This window comes from Bradyrhizobium sp. 4 (assembly GCF_023100905.1).
Taxonomy (GTDB): domain Bacteria; phylum Pseudomonadota; class Alphaproteobacteria; order Rhizobiales; family Xanthobacteraceae; genus Bradyrhizobium.
On record NZ_CP064686.1, the window covers coordinates 5,369,965 to 5,387,878 of the forward strand.

Sequence of the window (17,914 nt, forward strand, 5' to 3'; positions counted from 1 at the left end):
ATCCCCTTGGTTCGGAGACGAGATCATGCCGCATCGCGATCCGGCCGGCGCACGAGCAACCCGTTACGGGCCATTGCGGCGAGAATAGCATCGACATGCCGCTTCCAGGTATAGCGATTCAGGACCTCGGCGCGGGCCGCCTTCGCCACCCCGGCGGCCGCGGGCATGTCATCCACGACCCGCCGCAACGTGTCCTTGAAGGCCTGGGCGTTGCCCGGCTCGTAAAGGAATCCGCAAGGCGCCCCCGCCCCCGGCGGCAACGCCCCCAGCCGCGTGGCACCGCGTCCGGCGATAACATCCTCGATCTGGCCGAGCGCCGATGCGACGATCGGCTTCTCCATCGCCATATACTCGAACAATTTGGTCGGCGATCCAAAAAATCCGGACCCGTCCGCGTTTGGCACGTGAGGCGAGAGCAGCAGGTCCGCGCAGGCCAGATACCTGGGGGCTTCCGATTGTGCCACCAGGCCCGTCAGCGTGACAATGCGTGCGACCTCGGGCGGTCCGACCAGCCTACGCACCTCGGGCATCTTCAGACCGTCGCCCACCAGCATGAAATGCAACTTGCTTCGCTCGAGCCAGGCGGCGTCGTTGCGCGCGAGGTCACTGATGCTTTCGGCGAGAAACTCGATGCCATGCCACTGCCCGAACGTTCCGATGAAGCCGGCGACCAGCGCATCTTTCGGGATGGCATGCTGCCGCTTCAGATCGGCGAGATCGTCCGTCGAGAATCTCGTGGAATCAAAAGCGGCCGGATCGACACAGTTGGGATAGACGAGAATTCGGCTATCGGGAATTCCTCGCCGCTTCAGCTCCTCTCCCAACTCGTCCGAAACGGTGACGATCAAATCCGCAGCCTCCAGCGCGACTGCTTCTGCTTTCTCTGCGGCCCCATGCAGGCGGAGCCGCGTTCCCCAATTCGCGGACGCCCAGGCCTCGGATCCGTTGAATTCGACGACGACCGGCACGTTCAAGCGGCGCCCCAGATAAGGCCCGGTGAAATCGTGCAGAGAAAATCGTTGATAGATGAACGACCATGGATTGGAGCTGTGCAGTGGAACGATCCTCTTCTCGATCGCCTCCGCATATGGATAGAAATTCAGCTCTGCGGGCATCGCAAGCAGCCCATCGGGCCGCAACTTCAGCCAGCGCGCGCCCGCGCGATCCGTGGGCAGCGACTTGAGACTTGCGTAATCCACCTCGAAGGCATTGTCGAGAAATCCCCCGATGACACCCGCCGTGTGACCGACCGAGCCACCGACGGCCGCGCCAAGCGAGATGTTGGCATCGAGATAGAGAATGCGCGCGCCGCCGCTGGGTGGGACCTGACGGGGCATCGGCAACCGTCTCATCGCGTCTCCCTCGCGCAAACGGCGGACAAGAGCGCGGCGGGACGATAGCGTATCGACGCCGAGCTGCAGCAAGTTCTGCAGCCCGCCAAGCCGCCCGAGAGCCTCGACCCGCAAATCGGGCCAGACAACCGCAAGTAAGCCGACCCGGGTCAATGCAGCCGCGATCGAGAGCGGTGCAATCAGCGCCGTGGAAACCTCGCTTTCCAGCGCGATGACCAGCTTATCGGCACGCAGACTGCGCAGCTTCCGAAGCGCCGCGACGGGCGACAATTTGCGCAGATTCGCCGCGTCATAGTAGCTGTCCACCGGTCCGCAGACCTCTGTGATTCGATCGGCAAACGATCTCGTCAGAGGGTGGAAGCTCATGACGATCAGCTTGGGTCTTGTGGAAAGGTCAGGACGCATTAGTTTCGCGGACGGGTTGGACATCTGGGTCAGGCTATACTAGCAATAAAGCGTCAAGACCAGCGTCCAGGAGCCCCCCGCAAAGCTCGCCCGCCGCAGGCCCAAGCCAGTTAGTTCCCGTCATTTTACCGGGGCTGCAAGACCCCGCCCACCCCCGCTAAAGCGTCGCCATCCGAGCACGTTTACCAAGGTCGCGCTGTTCACGCCGGCGTGGCTGCTTTGCATGACGCTGCTTTCGATATTCCTCGGACGGAACGCAACGATCCTGTCCCTGTTTTTGCCGTTCTCGCCGGCGTGCTTCTCATCATCACAATCGGCGAGCCGATGAGGCTCTTTTTCGGCATCGTCAATGCCAGAATGCTCAGCGTTCCCTCGGTAGCAATGGATGTCTACAACCAGTACTTCGCTCAGCACGAGCTGACCCATTTCTGCCAGATCTGGCTCCTGAAGCCGTTCGTAAGCTGCGCACTGAAACAGCAGATTTCCGTCGAGATGAAAAGCACCTACCCGCTAGGTTTCCTTAATGCTTCCTTGTTCGCCATGAGGGCATCGCATCCGTCGGTCTTCGGGCAGCCCCACTGGTGACATTCGTCTGCGGGCTGATCATTGGTTTCGGCAACCGGCTATCGGCGGACCTGTCGGAGCGCTTTATCCTCATATCGCGGCCATCGTGCCACAGGTTATCACAAACGTCCCACTCTCGACGGTGATACTGACCCACGGCCTCTGGCTTCGGTTCCTGCTCTGGTACTTGACCCCGCGAACGCTGTTAGTCCGGCAGAACCTTGAGGCCCGGTCGCGCCCAAGCTCGATGCGCCGTGAAATCGTTCAAGCGGGAAGAACCTTCGTAGTAGTCTAGGCTCGCCGGCTGGCCGGCTCGAACCTGCCGGCTCTTGCCAGGGCAAGAAGGATCTCGACAATGACACCAAACAGCAAGACGAGAAAGATCTTCACCGGGAAAAGATAGACTTCGGTGTAGTGAAAAAGAGCTGCCTGCCCGAGAAAAGTGGCAACAAACGCGGCACTCACGCTGAATACCGCATCATAGGAAGACCAGCCTGCAGAGTAGCGTACAAGTGAAAGCCGCGCCCAGGCGAAAGCGCCAGAAACGACGATGAGAAGGTAGATCATCTTGTAGGTGGTGAGCGCCTTCATCACCTTCTTCAGATAGATCGTGATCACTTCGATCGGATGGTGAAGGACAATCTCGAAATACTTCCGTTTCAGTATCGAATAATATTCGGCCGACAGATACAGCGTGCCGGGGCTGACCTCCTTGACGGCCCGGACACCGTCGTCATCGCTCCACACGATTCCGAAGGGATTTTCAACGGTCCCAAGGCCGATATACAGATTGTGCCATGCCCCGTGCTGCTCCATCCGGGCGGACGGCGCGATATCAAAGATGGCATCGCGAGCGCGAAGGATGGCGTATGGCGCCCAGATGGTCATAACTGTTGCGCTGACAACGACGAGATGGGCCAGTCCCACCCATCGCATCTTCATGAGCGAACAAGAATAACTGACACCAAGGGCAAGTAACGCAGCCAAAACCCCCATAAGCCCGATCGCCTCGCGGAAAACCATTCCGCCAGCGAGACCAAGCACACCGGCGATCATCCATAACGACCAGTTGGCACGCGACGGGCCGGTGCATGGTACTCCGAGTACGGCCAAAGGCAGCAATGCGACCAAACAGGCGACACCAAGGTGGCCTGGATGCGGCCCGAGCGCATGATGCTCATTGGCAATCAAGGGTCCCCCGATCAGGACCAGAAACGAGAGGCTGGGCAAACGCATGCATAAAAGCAAACCAGCCAGACTTACAATCCCGATATAGTTCAAGATGGTATTCACTCTCGAAACGTCAGTTTCGGTGACGGCCGCACCGCTAACGGCCGCATAGAGATCCAAGACTAGGGGTGGGCCGGGATCGTCACCTGGCGAGTCGTCCGCGATAGGCAAGAGACGACCCCTTTGACAAATCGCCAGGATTGCCTTCGTTGTTCGCGCACAATCAGCACTTTTCACCCATACCTCAGCAGAGTACCAGGAATGATCGAGCGTGCCGGCCTTGTTCAAGGAAAGGAGAAAGCCTGGAACACAAAATAGTATCAGAGCCGCCAGAAGCAGCGTGACCCTGATCGGTCCGCGGTCCAGTTGTGTAATAAGCTTGCGCAACAATTCAGCCCCTCTCCGCTCAAAATGCATTATTGATGACCAGCGCCGCACGCCAGCTCACGACTGGTTTGACGATAGACGTAGGCAATAACGCCTCCCGCGCTGCCTTCCGCAACATACTGATTGTCAATTGCCCGCCCAGGCATGATCTCGCGGGGTGGTCGAGCTCGCACCAGCAGTGCAGGATGTTCAAAAACATTGCATCGTGCAGGCGACGAGAGATAACCCCGATAACGTTCGATGACCCGACCGACACTTTGCTCGAGCTCTGCCTGGCGCACCTTGCGGTTGTCGCTTGCCGGATACCATGCATCGCGAAAGCTGAACAAATAGGTCAGATTTGCTCCCGCCCGCTGCTGGATTTCTGCGCCCAGCAATTGCTCCGCCATCTCGGGGCTCACGTCGGTTCGGAACCAGTGCTCAAAAAGCGCATTCTCGTATCGGCTGGGATCGGCGCTCTTGGCCTCTGGCGCCATGTTCGGAATGAAGTCCATAGCTACCCGGTAGAAAGTGAGGACGACATTGTAGCGGTTGTTCGTTCTGACCTGCAGCAGCGGTGCAATACCCGCGTCATCCAATACCAGGCTCGCCTGGTTCGCCGTATCGGCGTCGACAGCCTGCAACGCCCGGACGATGGCAATGGACTCCATGTTGTAGGCCCGCCAGGCCGAGAACGAGGTCTTCTCCGCCCGAACGACAACGACAGCAATGAGAGCCGAACATATCCATAACACTGGTGCAGGAAACGACAGCCGCGTGGTATAAGAGGGCGCCATGATGGAAAGAGCCGTGATAACACCAAACAAGAGTATCGGATAGCTAACAGTACGCTCCCAATCCCGCGCGCTGAACATCACCCCGGTTACGATCTGCTGATTACTCAACAGCAGAGGCATGATCAGACAACCGAAGGCGAGAAAAGCCAACGGCTCCCTGCATCCTCGCAAGATCATCCAAAAGCCAAAGCAGATACCGAAGGTGAGACTGCCGATGACGGCAGGCGTTATGATCGGCAGACGCGTTTGGTAGGTAAGGCCGGTGAGCATGCCCGTCGTCGTCTGACCGCCATTGTGATCCCAATAAACCGCGCTGAGCGATACCAATGCGGCCCCCAGCAAACCGACTGCAATTGGGATGGCCGAGATCTGCCTGAAATATCCCTGCACCAGCAGGAATCCGCCGGCAATCGCCGCCACCGGAAGCGTCACGAAGGTGTACCCGATCGGAAGCAGGGATATGGTGATGACCGCTGCCGCAAGAGCTGCGCGTTCGCGAATTCCGGTGACGACGGCGAATCGCGCAAGCAGCCCAAGACTCAGGAACATGACCACAAAGCTCACCTGCGGCTCCGGCGTCCTGAAGACCGCGAGAAAGCTCGTCTCGTAGGACGGGACAAGCTTGGGATAGACCAACCCTACGATCTGGGAAAACCGCGAAATATTGAACTGGCCCGACGTCCAAAGGACTAGATTGCCCAGCGAAAACAGATCGTTCGAAAAAACGAGCAGCAATGCCGCCAACACCCTTGCGGGCCGGCTGGACACGACCTGACTGACAGCGAAATAGGCGGCGCAGCTCGCCAGGAATGGAAACACGAAATCCGATGCGGCCAGCGTCGCGTCCAGTGAGGATGCACAGAGGCGGTAAATGGTACTGAGCGCAAAGCCGGACAGCGCGCGCGTCGACCTTAGCGTTCCCAGCAGCCAGCTCAGAACATAGGTGTCCTCGTCATAGGCACCGTGAAAATACCGAAACTCGCCAATCTCCCTGGCGAATTGCAGGTGCGGCCAAAGCCCCAGAACGCCGACGAAGGTCGCTACCAGGCCGGCTGCCAGCAAGTCAGCCCGCGACCAGGCGCAAGGCACTGGACAGTTTTTTGTCACGTGGACTTCCAATTGATGGCATCCATAGATCGCAACGCGTGGAGCGGATAATCGATCATGTCCCGGCCGTTGCGAGCGTCCGTTTCAGGTCCTCCTGCGCCGCCAGCAGGCCTGATACGTCCCCCACCGCAACTGCATCTGCCGTGCCCATCATCTGCGACAAGAACGCACCAAGCTCCAGCCGCAAGGTGCTGTTCATCGCCGACATGCTCTCATCAAGCGCGTGCGGCTGGCCGTTGATCGTCATCAGCCCGTGGACGCCACTGAAGTCGACCGACACGTGACCGGATTCTGTCCGGATATCCAGCAGTCTTCGACGCGCCTTTGCTTTGGTGTGACAGCGAAATTCGTGGCGCCCTCCCCGATCGTCGTGGAATTCGATCCATCCCTGACCGCCATCCGGGCTCTCTTGCGCTGCCCCGATCCGAAGACCGGCCTTAGGGACAAAGATCCGGAAGATCGAAAAGGCATGAGGCAACAAGTCGTACAGCAGCCCTGTCTCCTCGTGCCGGGTCTTTGTCGCGCCATATCGCACTTCGTTTTCGACGTCATCCCATATCAGCGTCATATCTGCGCTAGCGCCGGCGAGTTCCTCGGACAATTGATGGAAGGCCGGCAGATAGGCGAACTCCGTGCCCACCGCGAGGATGCGCTTCGTGTGTTGGGCCGCCGCCACAAGCGTCCGTCCGCTTTCCGGATCGACACCGAGCGGCTTTTCGACAAGAGCGTGCAGACCATGGCCGAGCGCGTCCATTCCGTCGCGCACGTGATCGCGTGGCCGGCTCGAAATGATCGCCGCTTGCGGCTGCCGATCGACAAGCATGGCCTCCGCAACTGTCGGCACGACCGTCAGGCCCGCGAGCTCAGCGCGCGAATGGGCCCATACGCGCACCTCGTCGGGCCGGCTGCGGGCGGCCAGGACGACGCCGTCCGCAGAACCGCGCGCGGCGACGACGACCGAAAGCCAAGTCCGCCCCCAACGACCCCCGCCAACGATCACAAGCGGAACCGGCAGGGCCGCCGCGCGCCAGAAGTCAGCCAGTTCCGAAGCGATCGCGCTCAGATGCGTCTCTCCCGCTTCAGGACGACGGCTTCACGCCGCTGAGGTAATATTGGGCACCGAACGGAAGATGCCCCAAAAACGAGTCGAGGCTGCTGAGAAACGGGCCGGCCGGCGGCACTGAAATGATCGTCTTCGTTTCGACCTTGGCAAAGCCCGTGTCCACAAACATTTGCCGCAGCTTCCCGGGCCGCAACAACACCGCGTCCTTGTCGATGTCGCAGCTCCTCACAATGTACTGGGTCGCCGGGTTATAGGGATTGTGCTCGAACACAAGCACCAGCCCCCCAGCCTTTGTCACGCGGAACATGTCCGCGACGAACTCCGTCCATTGCGGCGGCGGCACATGATGCATGACGCATACGGTGAACACGATGGAGAATTGCCCGTCGCGATAAGGCAGCCGGGCTCCGTCAAAGGTCGAATAGTGCACGAAAGGATGCCGCGCCGCTGCAAGCTCGACGCTCTGCGCCGATACATCGATGCCGTGCAGTTCGCGGAACTTTCCTTCGAGGCCGGGATGATACGCGCCGAGCCCGCAGCCGAGGTCCAGAACATCCAGCTCTGTCAGATCAGGAAAATGCTCTCTGCCGAGCCGCAAGATGTGCTCGCGCTTGATGTCGATGTAGAATGAGTGCTCACGCCCGGCAAAGGCAAGTGCCGAGTTGATTTTTTCCTCGTAGTCGCCGGTGACGTTGTCAAAATCCGCCGCGACCTGTTCCTGCGTCACGTGAGTGATCTTCTGCTCGCTCATTCCGAATCTCCAGTCGCAACTATACGCTCGCGCCTGCCGCGGGTGCCAAAAACCCAGCCGCGCGTCAGGAAGAAATTCAGCACGGGAATGATCACGCAAACGCCGATCGCGCCGATCAGGTAGGGCCAATGCAGCAGGTCGACTGTCAGCGCCATCACGCCCCAGGAAACCACGAGCCCCACGAGGGACATGACCACAAAGCGCGCAACCTGATCAAGGGAATCGCCATCGACCCGAAAGGTGAAACGACTCTGCATCAGGTACGAGATGGCGACCGATACGACGTACGCACATACCGATGAGACGACTGGAGTCATCACGGACGAGAGCACGAACGCGTTTGTCAGCACAAAGTACACGAGCGCGGTCGTCGCGCCCGTCAAGCCAAAGCGCGGGCTCAGGCGCAGGGAGGATGAAGTCACCAGTGCAAACAGGCCGCCAGCGCGCGTTTCGGAGGTGCGCGCATCGGTTATCACCAGCCGACCCTTCCAAGTCTCGCGATCAATCTGTCGCATGGCATCTTTTCCCGCCGATCATCGGAGCAGATTCCGTTCGACGCTGTCGATTTGCTCATTGAAATTGACCAGATCGGAAATGATCGTCGGCGGCCGCATGCGGACCTGATCGTAAATTCGCCCGACATAGATACCCAGCACACCGAGGAAAAGGCTATTCAACCCTATTCCGAACAGGATGAGAATTTGTGTAGTCGTAAATCCCGGCGGAACAATCTGGTGAGAAAACAATCTGACTATGAGATAAAAACTCGCGAGCAAGACGGCAGCCAGTGCGATCACCAGGCCAATATAAAACGACAACCGCAAAGGCAGGCTTGAGTGCGCGATGATGCCGTCCATGGCAAGGCGCACCAGGCTTCCAAATCGAAACTTGCTTTCGTTGTGCAACCGCGCGGCGCGGTCGAAGGGAATGCCGGTCTGGCGTCTGGCGAGCGAGGAAATGAGACCGCGCAGATACATGTGCGGCTCGTGAATCGGACGGAGCCGCTCAATCACGGATCGGTCGATCAGCCGAAAATCGCCGCCATCCGGAATGAGATGAGGCCCCCCAATCCGACGCATGAACCGGTAATATGCCCGCCTGCCGCGCCGCAGGAGCAAGCTCTCTTTCCGGCTTCGCCGCACGCCGACCACGACGTCAAACCCTTCGCGCCATTTTTGCAGGAAGGCAGCGAACATCGACGGCGGGTCTTGAAGATCAGCGTCGATCTGGATTGCCGCCGCTCCGCGCGCCAGCCGATACCCGGTCAGAACGGATTGCTGAAAACCGAAGTTTCTTGCAAAGCGGGCGACCCGCACGGCCGGATCGAGGGCGGCAATGCTGGAGAGCTTCTTGAAGGTGCTATCGGTGGAGTGGTTGTCGGTAAACAAAAACTCGAACTGATAATCGTTCAGCTCTCCCGTAACCCGCTTCAGCTCCGCATATGTCCGGTCGACGTTGTCTTCTTCATTGAACACGGGGACGATGATCGAAATGAGAGGCCTGCTCGAGGACTCAGGTTTCCCATCCGCGGATTCGGCGTTTTCACCTGTCGTCGTTTCAGCCATCAAAGCCATTCTTGTCACGCGCAGCACTAGGCCCGCTCAAACTCCTCTGGCGAAAATAGATCGATGATCTGACCGCCATATCCCTGCTTGCGCATGTACCCCTGAATTTCACCAGAGATGTGCCAAGCCAGATTGAGAAGAGGCACATCCCGATTCGGCCGCTTGTCGAAATCATCGTCGGAAAGAATCGGGATGCGGGTGCCCGGGATGTAGTGCCCGATCTTCATCGAGCCCGGCTTCTCGTAGACCGCCTGCAGGGTGGACTGATCGAGATCGAGCAGCTTCACTAGGATAGCGGCGCGGCCCGGAAAGGCCTTGCCGACGAGTGGACCATGGCGAGAAACGGCCGCTTCGATTTCGGCGCGCTTGTTCGTCTGCCACGCAGGTATCCGCTTCGCCATGTCGAGCAGGCGCTGCTCGAAGCCGCCTTCCACTGCGTCCACCTTGGCGAGTTCGGGAGCAGCCTGCTCCTCACCGTCGCCTCGCCGCATCATGACCCGGATGTTGCCGCCATAGCGTGCCGGGAACTCCAGTGCCTCGATCCGCGCCTGAAGCGATTTGGCGATGTACCGGAAGGATGTCAGACTATAGGTGCGCGGATGCTCGTGATAGAACGTATCGAATTGATAGCGATCGAGCACGGAGCCGAGATAATGGTTCTCGATGACCAGCAGCGTCGTCGGCCCCATGAGCGCGCCGACGGCGGAGAGAACGCTCCGCAGATCCTCGATATGCGCGAAAACATTGGTGAACGTGATGATGTCCGGCAGACCACCGCTCGCCGCAATTTTTTCAGCCAGCGAAGGCGCGAAGTAGTCCTGATAAACCGTGTGACCGGCCTGCTTCGCGTCTGCGGCGGCGCCGGTCGGCTCGACGCCAACGGTTCTCGCGCCTCGTTCCGCGAAGATCGACAACAGGCTGCCGTCGTTGCACCCTACGTCGAGCACCAAAAGATCTTTAAGTGAACCGACCTGCTTTTCGCATCGCTCCATCAGCTGACGCATTCCGTTCAGCACATCTGCGGTGTGCCGTGCCCTGTAGTGGTACGTACTCGGAAACAACGTGCGTTTCGGAACCTGATACGCCTGGTGAGCCGTCTTACAAGTCGGACAAAAGACGATATCTATCGGATATGTTTCAGGAATCCCCGGATTTCCGACCGGCACGAGATCGTCGCACAGCGGATGGCGTCCAAGATCCAGCACGTCCTTGAGTTCGGACCCGCCGCACACCTCGCAGCCTTTAATTGTACGCGCCATCTATATTTCCAAATCGGGGGAAGTAAGTCGCCTTATAAGTGAAGTCCGCGACATTGCAAACGTGCCATTCGGTGTCACCGCCTCCCAGCGAAACCAGTGTTTCCCGCAACAGGACCGATGGTTGAGTGCAGGCCGCGCTTCTTCGTGCCCCTATCGTCGCCACGCATGTTAGGGCTATAAGAATTGGCAGCAGCAGCGTTGAGATTATGACGATATACCGTCCCGAAATCGATGGATTACGCGCGGTCGCCGTACTCCTGGTCCTTGGTTTTCATGCTTTTCCGGAAATTGTCCCCGCCGGTTTTGTCGGAGTTGACGTCTTCTTTGTCATTTCTGGATTCTTGATCACGGGCGTCATTCTGGCAAATGACTTTTCATTTGCGGGCTTTTACGCGCGCAGGGCGCGTCGTCTGTTTCCGGCGTTGCTGTTAGTAACCACGACCGCGCTGAGCTTCGGCTGGGTCTTTTTGACGCCCAGCCTTTTCGAAGCGCTCGGGAAACAAGTGGCCGCCGCAGCCTTATTCCTACCCAACTTGCTGTTCTGGTCTGAAGCTGGCTATTTCGATCTTGCCGCATCGACAAAGCCGCTGCTGCATCTCTGGTCGCTCGGGGTCGAAGAACAATTCTATCTGGTCTGGCCGGTATTGATGCTAGAGCCGGCTCCGGAAATCTGAACAGGGCGATAAGTGGAGTTTCTGCCTGACGGCGGGCAAGATTGGCCCGCGAATCAGGAGAGACGATGACGAGACGCGCACGCCGGAACCACACACCGGCTTTCAAGGCGAAGGTGGCGCTGGCCGCTGTCAAGGGCGACCGAACGATAGCTCAACTGGCCGAGCACTTTGACGTTCACCCCAATCAGATTACGGCATGGAAAGCCCAGCTGGAGGGTGGAGCTTCCGGAGTTTTTGGACCTGGCGGCGCCGCGCCCGCCGTGCCTGCGATCGACGTGAAGTCGCTGCACGCCAAGATCGGAGAACTGACGCTGGAGAACGATTTTTTAGAAGGAGCGCTCACCAAGGCGGGATTGCTGAGCGCAAAGCGATGATCGACCGTGAGCACGATCTGTCGATCACCAGGCAGGCGGAAGTTTTGAAGATCAGCCGTAGCAGCGTCTATTATCTGCCGCGCCCAGTGCCGCCCGACGATCTCGCGACAATGCGACAGCTTGATCGGCTACATCTGGAGTTTCCTTTCGCCGGTTCGCGAATGTTGCGAGGCCTGCTGGCTGCCGAGGGGTGCAAGGTCGGCCGCCGGCATGTCAAAACGCTCATGCGGCGGATGGGGATAGAGGCGCTGTACCGTCGTCCGCGCACCACCAAACCTGAGCCCGGGCACAAGATCTATCCGTATCTGCTGCGCGGCGTGGAGATCACGCGCCCGAACCAGGTCTGGGCAATGGATATCACCTACATCCCGATGGCGCGCGGCTTCGTGTATCTCGCTGTCGTGCTGGACTGGGCGACCCGCCGGGTTCTGTCGTGGCGGCTCTCGATCACGATGGAGGCGGCGTTCTGCGTCGAGACACTGGAGGACGCTTTGGCGCGTCACGGCAGGCCTGAAATCTTCAACACGGATCAGGGCTCGCAGTTCACCGGCTCGGCCTTCACCGGCGCGCTCGCCACCAACGGCATCGCCATCAGCATGGACGGTAAAGGAGCTTGGCGGGACAACGTGTTCGTCGAGCGACTGTGGCGCAGCGTCAAATACGAGGAGGTTTACTTGCGGGCCTACGACAGCGTGTCCGATGCCCGCGCCTCGATCGGCCGATACCTCGACTTTTACAATAGCCGACGTCCTCACTCGAGCCTTGACGGCGGCACACCGGATCAAGCCTACTTCAACCCGCTGCCAATCCGCATGGCGGCCTAACTAACCCCGGCAGAGCCTCCACTTATCGACGCGGAGATTCTGTTCAGACAACCGGGACCAGCTCTGCTTGTCGGCGTGAGATTCCGTCTCCGAATGGAATGGATGCTTCTCACCATTAGTCTGCTGTCACTTCTGCACTGCTGGGGTCTCAGCCATTTCGGCCACACCTCTGCAGCTTTCTATTCGCCGCTTGCACGGGCTTGGGAATTGTCGGCGGGCGGTTTTTTGGCGGTGATGAAAACGAGAACCGCCAGGTCTGCCAACTCTACAATCAGTGTGATCGTTGGAGTGTCGATGATCGCACTCATCGCATTCTTTGGCGGCGGCCAGGCGGCTTGGCCAAACAGGTTCGCGCTAGTGATCGTTGTTGGGTCGATGCTCGCGATCCGTTACGGAGCAACGTCGAGACTTGCGATGCGGACGCTGGGTAGCGGCTTGATGGTTTTCCTGGGCAGGATCAGCTACCCGCTCTATTTATGGCATTGGCCAATCCTGGTTTTCGCCTATATCAAGAATGGCACTACACTAGCGCCATGGCAGGCATCGGCGTGTTTGGTTGCGAGCATCTGTCTAGCAATCCTGACCTACCTGGCGGTCGAAGTGCCGCTCAAGAAGCATCTTCGACTTTCGCCTCTCGTGCGGGGCGCTGTCGCGTCGCTTGCCGTTGTCGGACTGGCCGGCTTTTCAATTGCATTTGCGCATGGAGTCCCCAGCCGGCTACCGGACGCATTGCAAGCCGCTCTCGCCTACGAACGCTACGATTTCAAGACGGATGCCTACAATCCAGGGTGCTGGCTCGGAAATGACGAGGATACTTCCAAGCTGCTGCCGGTATGCCTGAAGACAAATCGCAGCGACGCCATCGTGATCTGGGGGGACTCTCATGCTGCGCGGCTCTCGCCAGGTCTTCGGGAGGTTTTCGGCTCGGAGCGCATTTCGCAGTTCACCAGAAATGGTTGCGCCCCCCTGCTCGGACTTGGCGAACCCGCGTCGTTGGGATGTCGCGACGGCAATGCGGCGGTCTTCGAGCTAATTCGGAAACATCCCCCCCAGACTGTCATCTTATTTGGTGCCTAGCAGAATTATCCAAACGATTGGAAGACCGGATCAGCGTATGCAGCTATGCTTGAGGAAACGATCGCGACGATAAAGGCAGCCGGCGTAGCCGAAATATTCGTCCTTGGACCTGCTCCGAGATTCGACCCGAGCCTTCCCTCGCGCCTGCTGCAATCTTGGCTGCAGCACAGGTCGGATATGTTGCCAGGCCGCTTGCAAATTGACCTCAGCAAGACACTTGCCATCGAGGACGGAATTGAACGCATCGCCAGAGAGAATGGGACGCGGTACATTTCCCTGATCAGGCTGTTTTGCAACAACGAAGGTTGCCTCACCAAAATTCCAGGCTCAACCAGCGATCTGGTCACTTGGGACTACGGTCATCTGACAACGAATGGCGCAATCCTTGCTGCTCAGGCGATCCAGAAGATGGACACCGCACTATCGACGGCAAGGTGAATAGCGATCGCGTGACACAGTCCCCTGCTGTCGCGATTTGGTCGTCGCCGAAGGAGAGCACACCAAGAGGTTCCGGTTCATGAACGCAGGACGCGAGCGACGGTCAACTAGAAAAAGAACCCCGAATGCTGCTCCCCGTTCAAGACTGCCCCGTGGAGAGCTCCAATAACACCGTCCCCGTTCAGGTCTTGATGGAAATTGCTCTCTAAAGCGGCTAACGAAGCGCTTGAGCCCAGCACCCCACCGATCAGGTTGCCCGCGTGACCGTCCGCGAATGGCAAACCATCATGCTTCAATTCCGGGCTAGCGCCGCCATTTCCAAGGTTGCCGAAATAGAACTTAGCGGAGGCCAGCTTGTTGGAACCGAAAGCTTCGATCCCCGCCGTCGGTGCTGGCGACGCACCAATGACCCCGTCTCCGTTCAAGTCCTGATGAAAACTGCTCTCGAAGGACACCAATGAAGCACTTGTCCCTGACACACCACCGATCAAGTTGGAAATGTAGTTGCCGTCCCTGTCGGTGCTCCATACCGAGTAGTTATCGGCGCCGTCCACTTTCCACGCTACCTGATATCCGGAGCCGATCTGCTCGACTCCGATAGGACTCCAACCGCCCGCCTGGCCCGCCACAAATGGAGAATTGTTATATTTCAGTTCTGGGCCCGCGCCGCTACCAATGTTGTCGAGATAGAACTTACTGCCGACCTGGACCAGCTTGGTCGAACCGAAAGATTCGATCACCGCTGTCGCTGCTGCCGACGCTCCAATTACCCCGTCTCCGTTCAAGTCCTGATGAAAACCGCTCTCGAATGACACCAACGAGGCGCTTGAGCCCGACACACCGCCGATCAGGTTAGAAATATAATTGCCATTGCTGTCGGTGCTCCACACCGAATAGTTGTCAGCGGCGGCCACTTTCCAGGCGACCTGATAGCCGGAGCCGGTCTGCTCGACCCCGATCGGGGTCCATCCGCCCGCCTGACCGTCCACGAATGGCGAACCATTGTATGTCAACTCCGGACCCACGCTGCCGCTGCCGACGTCGCCAAAATAGAAATTAGAACCCACCTTGATCAGCTCTGTTGATCCGAAGGACTCAATCACCGTTCTCGATGGTAAACCAATGATGCCGTCCCCATTCAGGTCTTGGTGAAAAGCGCTTTCGAATGACGCCAACGAAGCACTTGAGCCGGAGACGCCACCGATCACGTTGGAGATGTAGTTGCCGTTGCTATCGGTGCTCCACACTGAATAGTTATCGACGCCAATCATCTTCCAGGCCACCTGATAGCCGGAGCCGATCTGCTCAACTCCGATCGGAGTCCAGCTGCCAAACTGCCCGGCCACATAAGCCGTACCCTGATATTTCAGCGTTGGCCCTGTGCCGGCGCCAACCGGGTCAAGATTATAGAGGCCGCCCGACTGGACGAGCGCAGTCATGCCCGTTGCTTCTATCGTGACAGGAATCAACGACGAGCTGGCGACCGTGCCATCTGCGAACTGAAGGTACTCAATGCCGGTGTCGGTATCCACGCCATCAGGCGAGGCGCCACGCAAATCCGTGACGGTGAACGTCTGCGTGCTCGCATTGAAAGAAATAGAATAGTTGGCCCTATTGCCCGAATACAGCGCCGTATCGGTACCGGCGCCGCCAATAATAGTGTCGTTGCCGCCACCGCCCGTGATCATATCGTTGCCGGAGCCGCCGTTCAGCGTGTTGGCGATGACGTTCCCGATGATGGTGTCGTTGCCGGATCCGCCGGTGGCGTTGTCGATGTAGGAGCGCGCGTCGTTGTTGTAGAGATAGGCGTTGTAGACGTTACCCGAGGCGGAATGGCCGTTGCCGAGATTGGCCAGTTGCACTGACGAGAACAGTGACGACGCACCGGGATTGAGATTGATGCTCAAATTCGTCGTGTAGCTCGATAGATCGTAGGTATCGACGCCGCCCCCGTCCCACACCGTCGCGTAGATGCGGTTCGCCGAGCCTCCGACGCCACCGCCCGGCGCGAGCTGTCCGACGCCGTTGATGAACTCCTGCCCCGTGGTCGGGTTCCAGCTGTAGACCGTGCTGCCGCTCTGGGTTGTGTAGTTCGCGCCGTACATCGTTTGTAGCGCGAGGATATCGTTGGCCATGTAGGTCTGCGGATAGCCATACGCCTCGTTGGTGTACCCGCTCGTGGTCGAAGCACCGACATAGCTGCGATAGCTCATGACGGTATATTCGCTGTCGTCGTGAGCCGTGGGAACTGCGACGTTAGCGATGCCGCCAGTTTCCTGACTGTGCTTGAGGCCGAAGGCGTGACCAAGCTCGTGCAGCGCGGTCGTGAAATAGTAATTGCCGAGCCTTGCCTGCGTGTAGTCGTATTTGGTCCCGAACCACACGTCGCCGCCGGCGGCATAGTTGCCGGGATAGTAGGCATAGGAGGTCGGATTGGCCGCCGGCGACTGCGCGACCATGATATCGGCGCCGTTCGTGCCCGCGTACTGGAGGGCGGCGTTGGTGTAGCTGAGGATCAGTCCGACCGCGTAATTGATCGCCGCCTGCATCTGGCTCGGCGCCGAGGCGAAGCCGGCCTGCGTCGGCTCGCTGCTGCCGCCGGAATAGGGACTGGCGTAGTCGCTGGGCGAGTCGGGAAAGCTGTAGGTGATCGTGCCGGACCATTTGTAGCCTGACAGCAGGCCGTCGATCTCGGCGTTGTTGGTGGCACTGACATTGACGGCGGTGGCCAAGGGAATCTCCGAAGCAGCGAAACCTGTTCGATTCGGGTGCGGACAGGTGATTCTAGCTTGAGAGTTAAACGTTTGGTTTAATTTGGGCGAACCGGTCCGGACCCCTTCCGTAGGCCGTGTTAGCCATCAAATCCCGTAGTCATACGGGCCAGAACAAGAAGGGATGTCGGTTCCGGCGACCTCCTTGTTGCGAGTGAAATTATGAAACGACGTTCCCTCTCGGCCGGCCTATTCGGCGCCCTGATGGCGCTCGCCGGGCCGGGCCATCTACCTTTCGGAGGACTGCCTGTCATGGTCGGCAAAGCCAATGGGGATGAGAGCGGCAAGCAAAGCGCCAGGCATGGCGGCACAGCGGGACGCGCGCCCTCCGTTCCAATGGCCCGCGACCCCTCGGCTGCGGTCGCGGAGGAGTACGAATCCGCCCGTCGCAAGGGAACGCGGGAGGCGTTCGAGCTGTTCATTGCGCGCCACGGCGATGACCCGCTGGCCGAGCGGGCGCGCGCTGAGCTGAAACAGCTGGCGCGCTGATCCTTCGCGGCGCCCCTCAGGCATTGCATTTCAACAGGCGGCATCCGCGCGGCCCAGACCTGCCGCGTGACGTCTTGCTGCATGGTCTTTCGGCACTGTGGTAGGCCCCCACTCGGTCCCGGAGCCCATCAAGATGCCCTTTCCGCATGCCTCGGAAGCCCTGTCACGCTTTCACCGTGCTCGATCTGACCCGCGTCCGGTCCGGGCCCACCTGCGTGCGGCAGCTCGCGGATTGGGGCGCGAATGTGATCAAGATCGATGCGCTGACCGAGGATGCTGGCGGCGAACAGCCGGGCGGACCGCGGCGCGGCTCGGACTTCCAGAATTTGCACCGCAACAAGCGAGCGATGACCTTGAACCTGAAGGACGAGCGGGGGCTCGCCGCGTTCAAGCCTCTCGCCGCCAAGGCGGACGTCGTGGTCGAGAACTTCCGGCCCGACGTGAAGAAGAAGCTCGGCATCGAGCTGACCGGCGAATTTGCGATGCTGGAACCACTTCTGATTGCCACAAGCGCTGCTTATCCGCTCACCGTGTTGCTGCTCAAGCGCTCGATCTTGAGCGAAAAGATCGTGCGGCGCGGCCAGCACTCGTGCGCGAATACGACATCGCCCCCCTTTTGACCTACTTCGCGTGAACGAAGTGATTGTGAGGGATGTCGATACCCTGCCCGCGACCATGACCGTCGGCGAAGCGGTATCGTTTTTCTCCGACGGGAACGACGTCACAAGTCCTATCCGCTGATAGACACGGGCGGACGGGTCTCCGGACTCGTCGGCCGCTCGGACCTCCTGCGCTGGCGTGCCGCAAG

13 protein-coding genes and 3 pseudogenes are annotated in these 17,914 nt (G+C 59.3%); 7 read left to right on the forward strand and 9 right to left on the reverse strand.

Features of this window, described 5'->3' with window-relative positions:
* Positions 1-23: 23 nt before the first annotated feature.
* A complete protein-coding gene (locus IVB45_RS25570; RefSeq protein ID WP_247362741.1) occupies positions 24-1,718 on the reverse strand; it encodes a glycosyltransferase in 1,695 nt (564 codons plus the stop codon).
* Between the two features lie 249 nt (positions 1,719-1,967).
* On the opposite strand from IVB45_RS25570, the gene IVB45_RS25575 reads away from it, so the two are divergent.
* Positions 1,968-2,342 (forward strand): hypothetical protein, encoded by a 375-nt coding sequence (locus IVB45_RS25575; protein ID WP_247362742.1) that lies wholly within the window; start codon positions 1,968-1,970, stop codon positions 2,340-2,342.
* Between the two features lie 270 nt (positions 2,343-2,612).
* Here the strand turns inward: IVB45_RS25575 and IVB45_RS25580 are convergent, their stop codons facing one another.
* The 7 genes from IVB45_RS25580 to IVB45_RS25610 all read right to left on the reverse strand — a co-directional run bounded on the left by IVB45_RS25580 (position 2,613) and on the right by IVB45_RS25610 (position 10,459).
* Positions 2,613-3,941, reverse strand: a complete 1,329-nt coding sequence (locus tag IVB45_RS25580) for a hypothetical protein (RefSeq protein ID WP_247362743.1) — start codon at positions 3,939-3,941, stop codon at positions 2,613-2,615.
* Between the two features lie 26 nt (positions 3,942-3,967).
* Positions 3,968-5,776 (reverse strand): hypothetical protein, encoded by a 1,809-nt coding sequence (locus IVB45_RS25585; protein WP_247362744.1) that lies wholly within the window; start codon positions 5,774-5,776, stop codon positions 3,968-3,970.
* 100 nt (positions 5,777-5,876) lie between these two features.
* Positions 5,877-6,821: a Gfo/Idh/MocA family oxidoreductase gene (locus tag IVB45_RS25590; RefSeq protein WP_247362745.1), complete on the reverse strand. Its 945-nt coding sequence runs from the start codon at positions 6,819-6,821 to the stop codon at positions 5,877-5,879.
* Between the two features lie 79 nt (positions 6,822-6,900).
* Complete coding sequence (locus IVB45_RS25595) at positions 6,901-7,635, reverse strand: class I SAM-dependent methyltransferase (RefSeq protein ID WP_247362746.1); 735 nt, start codon at positions 7,633-7,635, stop codon at positions 6,901-6,903.
* Positions 7,632-8,150 (reverse strand): GtrA family protein, encoded by a 519-nt coding sequence (locus tag IVB45_RS25600; protein WP_247362747.1) that lies wholly within the window; start codon positions 8,148-8,150, stop codon positions 7,632-7,634. The genes IVB45_RS25595 and IVB45_RS25600 overlap by 4 nt, the downstream gene beginning before the upstream one ends.
* 18 nt (positions 8,151-8,168) lie before the next feature.
* A complete protein-coding gene (locus IVB45_RS25605; protein ID WP_247362749.1) occupies positions 8,169-9,200 on the reverse strand; it encodes a glycosyltransferase family 2 protein in 1,032 nt (343 codons plus the stop codon).
* Positions 9,201-9,226: 26 nt separating this feature from the next.
* Positions 9,227-10,459 (reverse strand): class I SAM-dependent methyltransferase, encoded by a 1,233-nt coding sequence (locus IVB45_RS25610; RefSeq protein ID WP_247362750.1) that lies wholly within the window; start codon positions 10,457-10,459, stop codon positions 9,227-9,229.
* 206 nt (positions 10,460-10,665) lie between these two features.
* On the opposite strand from IVB45_RS25610, the gene IVB45_RS25615 reads away from it, so the two are divergent.
* From IVB45_RS25615 to IVB45_RS25625, 3 genes and pseudogenes are all read left to right on the forward strand, one after another.
* On the forward strand, positions 10,666-11,133 hold the full coding sequence (locus tag IVB45_RS25615) for an acyltransferase (RefSeq protein WP_247362751.1): 468 nt from the start codon (positions 10,666-10,668) through the stop codon (positions 11,131-11,133).
* A 65-nt stretch (positions 11,134-11,198) separates the two neighbouring features.
* A protein-coding gene (locus IVB45_RS25620; protein WP_247360333.1) for an IS3 family transposase occupies positions 11,199-12,331 on the forward strand; the annotation gives its coding sequence in 2 pieces (ribosomal slippage) (positions 11,199-11,454 and positions 11,454-12,331; 1,134 coding nt in all).
* A gap of 93 nt (positions 12,332-12,424) precedes the next feature.
* Positions 12,425-13,846, forward strand: a pseudogene (locus IVB45_RS25625) (acyltransferase family protein).
* A gap of 107 nt (positions 13,847-13,953) precedes the next feature.
* On the opposite strand, the gene IVB45_RS25630 reads toward IVB45_RS25625, so the two are convergent.
* On the reverse strand, positions 13,954-16,578 hold the full coding sequence (locus tag IVB45_RS25630; RefSeq protein ID WP_247356659.1) for a M10 family metallopeptidase C-terminal domain-containing protein: 2,625 nt from the start codon (positions 16,576-16,578) through the stop codon (positions 13,954-13,956).
* 201 nt (positions 16,579-16,779) lie between these two features.
* On the opposite strand from IVB45_RS25630, the gene IVB45_RS25635 reads away from it, so the two are divergent.
* The 3 genes and pseudogenes from IVB45_RS25635 to IVB45_RS39100 form a co-directional block, all read left to right on the forward strand.
* On the forward strand, positions 16,780-17,106 hold the full coding sequence (locus IVB45_RS25635; protein ID WP_247356657.1) for a hypothetical protein: 327 nt from the start codon (positions 16,780-16,782) through the stop codon (positions 17,104-17,106).
* Between the two features lie 133 nt (positions 17,107-17,239).
* Positions 17,240-17,570 (forward strand): annotated as a pseudogene (locus IVB45_RS25640) (CoA transferase); the annotation flags it as partial.
* A 231-nt stretch (positions 17,571-17,801) separates the two neighbouring features.
* Positions 17,802-17,894 (forward strand): annotated as a pseudogene (locus IVB45_RS39100) (hypothetical protein); the annotation flags it as partial.
* Positions 17,895-17,914 lie beyond the last annotated feature (20 nt).